Below are 6,412 nucleotides of genomic sequence, written 5' to 3'. Positions count from 1 at the left end.
CATCCACGCATACGACCGTGTCGGCAAGGAGTAGAGGCAACGTGGCTGAGTCGGAAAAGAAACTGCGCTCGTACCTGCGGAAGGCCATCACCGATGCGCGCGACGCGCACCGCCGGGTACGCGAGTTGGAGGACCGGCAGCGCGAGCCGATCGCGATCGTGGGCATGGCCTGCCGCTTCCCGGGTGGTCTGCGTACACCGGAGGACCTGTGGCGGTTCGTCGCCGAAGGAGGCGATGCGATCGGCGAGTTCCCGACCGACCGGGGCTGGGACCTCGACGGCCTGTACGACCCGGATCCCGACCGACCGGGCACGTCGTACGTCCGCGAGGGCGGATTCCTGTACGACGTCGCGGACTTCGACGCCGAGTTCTTCGGCATCTCGCCGCGCGAGGCGGCGGCGATGGACCCGCAGCAGCGGCTGCTCCTGGAGACCTCGTGGGAGGCGGTGGAGCGCGCGGGCATCGACCCGACGTCGCTGCGACACAGCCGGACCGGGATCTACACCGGGATCAACGGCCTCGACTACACGACCGTGCTGGCCCGGACGGCCAAGGGCCGGGACGGCACGCTCGGCATGGCCAACGGGGCCAGTCTGCTGGCGGGTCGCGTGGCGTACATCCTCGGCCTGGAGGGGCCGGCGGTGACCGTGGACACGGCGTGCTCGTCGTCTCTCGTGGCGCTGCACCTGGCGAGCAACGCACTGCGGTCGGGGGAATGCGATCTGGCCCTGGCGGGCGGCGCGACGGTGATGTGCACGCCGGAGATCTTCGTCAACTTCAGCCGGCAGCGCGGACTGGCCCGCGACGGCCGGTGCAAGCCGTTCTCGGCGGCGGCCGACGGGTTCATCCTCTCCGACGGCGCGGGCCTGTTCCTGATCGAACGGCTCTCCGACGCGCGACGCAACGGGCATCCGGTACTGGCCGTGCTGCGCGGTTCGGCGATCAACCAGGACGGCGCGTCGAACGGGCTGACCGCGCCGAACGGGCCGGCCCAGGAGCGGGTGATCCTGCAGGCCCTGCAGAGCGCCGGGCTGGTGACCGGTGACGTGGACGCCGTGGAGGCGCACGGCACCGGGACCACGCTCGGCGACCCGATCGAGGCGCACGCGCTGTTGGCGACCTACGGTCAGGATCGGACCGCGGATCGGCCGCTGAGGCTCGGGTCGATCAAGTCCAACATCGGACACACCCAGGCCGCCGCGGGGGTGGCCGGGATGATCAAGATGGTGTTGGCCATGCGGCACGGTGTGCTGCCCAGGACGCTGCACGTCGACGCGCCCTCGCCGCACATCGACTGGTCGGCCGGGCGGGTGGAACTGCTCACCGAGCCCGTGCCGTGGCCGAGGTCCGACCGGCCGCGCCGCGCCGGTGTCTCGTCGTTCGGGGCAAGCGGGACGAACGCGCATGTGGTGCTGGAGGAGGCGCCCGCGGACGGCGACGACGGTGTCGTGGAGGTGTCCTCGCCCACGGGCATCGGCGGTGTCGAGGAGGTCCCGCCGCCCACGGGCATCGGCGGTGTCCTGCCGTGGGTGTTGTCGGCTCGGTCCGAGGCCGCGTTGCGCGCGCAGGCGGGGCGATTGCGGGACTGGCTGGCCGAGCACCCCGAGGCGGATCCGGTCGATGTGGGCCGGTCGTTGGCGGCGGGGCGCGCGGTGCTGGAACGGCGCGCCGTGGTGCGCGGGCAGGATGTCGCCGAACTCGCCGTCGGGACGGGCGAGGTGGCCGACGGCGGTGAACTCGCCGGTGGGCGGCCGATGTTCGCCGGACCCGGTCCGGTGTTCGTGTTTCCGGGGCAGGGGTCGCAGTGGGTGGGGATGGCGGCGGGGTTGTTGGAGTGCTCGCCGGTGTTTGCGGGTGCGGTGGCGGAGTGTGCGGCGGTGATGGATCCGTTGGTGGCGGATTGGTCGCTGTTGGATGTGTTGCGTGGTGCGGGTGGTGAGGCGTTGGCCGAGCGGGTTGATGTGGTTCAGCCGGCGTTGTTCGCGGTGATGGTGGGGCTTGCGCGGTGGTGGGAGTCGTGTGGGGTCAAGCCGGGTGCGGTGATCGGGCATTCGCAGGGGGAGATCGCGGCTGCGCATGTGGCGGGTCATCTGTCGCTGGCGGATGCGGTACGGATCGTGGTGTTGCGCAGTCGGGCGCTGCGCGGGATCGCGGCGGCCGGTGGCGGCATGGTGTCCGTGGGGGTGTCCGTCGAGCGGGCCGAGGAACTGGTCGCCGGTACACACGGATTGTCGCTCGCGGCGGTCAACGGGCCGCGCAGTGTGGTGCTTTCCGGGGACCGTGAGGCGCTGGCCGCCGTCGTCGTTTCGTGTGAGCGCGAGGGCGTGCGGGCCCGGTGGATCCCGGTGGACTACGCGTCGCATTCCGCGCACATGGAGGTGGTCCGGGACCAGGTCGAGCGTTTGTCGGCCGCGGTGACGCCGCAGGCGGGTCGGGTGCCGATGTACTCGACGCTGACCGGGGAAGCCGTCACGGACCCGGCCGAGTTGGGCGCCGGCTACTGGTTCGAGAACCTGCGTGGGACGGTACGGCTGACCACTGCCGTGGGGGCGGCCGTTGCCGACGGACACGTCGCCTTTGTCGAGTGCAGCCCGCATCCGGGCCTGGTCGTGCCGCTCGGGGAAACCCTCGAGGAACTGGGCGTCGAAGACGGCACGGTCCTGGAGACGTTGCGGCGGGACGACGGTGGCCCGGATCGGCTGGTCGCCGCGCTCTCGGCGGCGTTCGTCGCGGGTGTGCCGGTGGACTGGGCCGCTCTGTTTCCGGGCGAGGGGCGGGCCGATCTGCCCACGTACGCCTTCCAGCATCGCCGCTATTGGGCCGAGGCCGAATCGCCCGCAGGCGGCGGCGTGGCCTGGGGGCAGCGGGCGGTGGCGCATCCGGTACTCGGCGCCGCCGTCGACCTGGCCGGCGACGCGGGTACCGTGTTCACCGGGCAGCTGTCGACGACCGCCCAACCGTGGCTGGCCGACCACGCCGTGCTCGACACGGTGATCGTGCCCGGGACGGCGTTCCTGGACCTGGTCCTGCGGGCCGGCGCCGAGGTCGGCTACCCGGCGATCGAGGAACTGACCCTGCACACGCCGCTCGTGCTGCCGGATGCCTCGGGCGTCCTGGTACAGGTCGTGGTCGGTGCGGCGGACGGCGACGACGGAGGCGACGGGGCCCGGACGGTCGACGTGCACTCGCGCGCCGAGGACGCGCCGCCGGACCACCCGTGGACCCGGCACGCGTCGGGGGTGCTGGTCGCGGCGGGCGAGGAGCGGGCCGAGGACATGCCGGCCGGGCCGTGGCCGCCGACCGGTGCCGAGGTGGTCGGCGTCGACGACGCCTACGAGCGGCTGGCGGTGGCGGGATTCGACTACGGCCCGGTGTTCCAGGGGCTGCGGTCGGTCCGGGTGCGCGGCGACGAGTTGTTCGCCGAGGTGGAGTTGCCGGAGGAGGGGCACGCGGACGCGGACCGGTTCGCGCTGCACCCGGCGCTGCTCGATGCCGCGTTGCATCCGCTGGTGGTTGCGGCCGGTGCCGATACGCCGATCATGGCGGGGCTGCCGTTCGTGTGGCGCGGCATTCGGGCGGGTGTTCCCGGGGCGCGACGGTTGCGGGTTCGGCTGGTGCGCTCGGGGTCGGGATCGGCTGTGGGTTCGGGCCCGGGCTCGGACTCGGCTTCCGGCGAGGTGTCGGTCCGGGCGTGGGACGAGGACGGCCGGAAGGTGGTGGCGATCGAGTCGCTGACCATCCGCCCGGTCTCGGCGGACGGGTTGCGGACGCCCGATGCTTTGGTCCGCGACTCCCTGTTCACGCTCGCGTGGACCGCGTTGGAGCTACCGGACGCCGCCGACGACGCGCTGGACGCGACTCTGCTGGGCGGCGACGGTGCGGCCGATCTCGCCGTGCTGACGGCAGCCATTGACACCGGAACGGACGTACCTGCTCAGGTGGTTCTGCCCGTGTCGGTCGACGACGCGGACCCCGTGGCGGCGGCGCACACGGCCGGCCGGCAGGTGTTGGCGGCGCTTCGGGACTGGCTTGCCGACGAGCGATTCGCCGACTCCCGGCTGGTGTTCGTCACCTCCGGCGCGGTCGCGGTCGCGGACGAGCAGGTACGTCCGGCCTCGGCGGCCGTCTGGGGCCTGGTCCGCTCGGCCCAGTCCGAACACCCGGGGCGTTTCGTCCTGGTGGACGCGGACTCCGTCGCGGACCCCGGCCCGGACTTCGCCAGGGGCCTGCGGACCGGTGTGGATCAGCTGGTCCTGCGAGACGGAACGGCCTGGGCGCCGAACCTGGTTCGAGCCCCTGCGGACGCCGGATCGGCCGGCTTCGCGCCCGCTCCCGACGGTACGGTCCTGATCACCGGCGGCACCGGAACCCTGGGCACGTTGCTCGCCCGGCATCTGGTCACCCACCACGGCGTGCGTCACCTGCTGTTGCTCAGTCGACGCGGCGGTACGGCCGCCGGCGCAGCGGACCTGGTCGCGGAACTCGCCACGCTCGGCGCCGAGGTGACCTGCGTGGCCGGGGACGCCGCCGACCGCGTCACGCTGGAGCGCGTGTTGGCGGACATCCCCGGCGAACACCCGCTGACGGCCGTGATCCACGCGGCGGGTGTGGTGGACGACGGCGTCGTCCAGTCCCTCACCGCCGACCGGCTGGACGCGGTGTTGCGCCCGAAGGTGGACGCCGCATGGAACCTGCACGAGGCGACTCGGCACTTGGACCTGACCGCGTTCGTGCTGTTCTCCTCTGCGGCGGGTGTGCTCGGCAACCCCGGCCAGGGCAACTACGCGGCGGCCAACGCCTTTCTCGACGCCCTCGTTCGCCGTCGGCGCCGCGAGGGCCTGCCGGGCAGCTCGTTGGCGTGGGGCTGGTGGGCGCCGACCAGCGAGATGACCGCCGGGCTCGGCGATGCCGACCGGCAGCGGATGGCGCGCCTGGGTGTACTGCCCCTGGCCCCGGAACAGGGGTTGGCCCTGTTCGACGCGGCGACGAACCATGCCGAACCGACGCCGACCGTGGTCCGGATGGACCTCGCGGTGCTGCGTACGGCCGGATCGGTGGTGCCCACGCTGCTGCGCGGTCTCGCCCGGGTACCCAACCGGCGGGCTGCGACGGCGGGTTCGGCGGCTGAGCTGCGCCGTCGTCCGGCCGGTGTCTCGGCGGCCGATTGGGAGCAGACGCTGATCCGGGCGGTGTGCGTGCACGCCGCCGCCGTCATCGGCCACGGCGATGCGACCGAGATCGACGAGACGCGGGCGTTCCGCGACCTGGGCTTCGATTCGCTCACCGGTCTGGAACTGCGTAATCGGCTGAACACGGCGACCGGCCTGCGGCTGCCCGCCACGTTGGTCTTCGACTACCCCAGCCCGGTGGTCCTGGGCCGGTGGTTGTGTGATCGGCTCGCCGAGGAGGACGCCGGCCCGGTCGGCTCGACCGCCGGAGCGCAGGTGGTGTCGTCGGTCGGCTCCGACGCCGGCGACGACCCGATCGTGATCGTCGGCATGGGCTGCCGGTTCCCCGGCGGAATCACCGCACCCGAACACCTGTGGGACGTGGTCGCCGGTGGGGTGGACACCCTCACCGACTTCCCCACCGATCGTGGCTGGGACATCGAGCGCATCTTCGACCCGGACCCGGACCGACCCGGCAGTACCTACGTGCGTACCGGCGGATTCGTGGACACCATCGCCGATTTCGACCCGGACCTGTTCGGGATCTCGCCGCGTGAGGCGTTGGCGATGGATCCGCAGCAGCGGTTGCTCCTGGAGACGGCGTGGGAGACGTTCGAGCGCGCGGGCATCGATCCGACCTCGCTGCGGGGCAGTCGGACCGGGGTGTTCGCCGGCGCCATCTACTACGACTACGCGGGCGGCCGGCTGCGGAAGGTGCCGGACGAGCTGGAGGGTTACATCGGCAACGGCAATGTGGGCAGCGTCGCCTCGGGCCGGGTGGCCTATACGTTCGGCCTGGAGGGGCCGGCGGTCACCGTGGATACGGCGTGCTCGTCGTCGCTGGTGGCGCTGCACCTGGCGGTGAACGCGGTGCGGTCGGGCGAGTGCGAACTGGCCCTGGCGGGCGGCGTCACCGTGATGTCGACGCCCAGCGTGTTCCTCGACTTCTCCCGGCAGCGCGGCCTGTCGTCCGACGGCCGGTGCCGGTCGTTCGCGGCGGCGGCGGACGGCACCGGGTGGGGTGAGGGTGTCGGGCTGGTGCTGGTGGAGCGGTTGTCGGATGCGCGGCGCAATGGGCATCCGGTACTGGCGGTGGTGCGTGGTTCGGCGGTGAATCAGGACGGCGCGTCGAACGGGTTGACCGCGCCGAACGGTCCGTCGCAGCAGCGGGTGATTCGGCAGGCGTTGGGCGCGGCCGGGTTGTCTGCGGCGGATGTGGATGCGGTGGAGGCGCACGGGACCGG

General features: G+C 72.5%; 1 protein-coding gene. It reads left to right on the top strand.

The genetic code is table 11. The features are described 5' to 3' along the window. Window positions 1–41: 41 nt before the first annotated feature. On the top strand, window positions 42–6,412 hold a 6,371-nt coding region (locus tag ACFZBU_RS45705), incomplete at its 3' end, for a type I polyketide synthase (protein WP_391589750.1).

This window comes from Embleya sp. NPDC008237, assembly GCF_042956465.1.
GTDB lineage: Bacteria > Actinomycetota > Actinomycetes > Streptomycetales > Streptomycetaceae > Embleya.
This window is presented reverse-complemented; position numbering and strand designations above follow the sequence as displayed.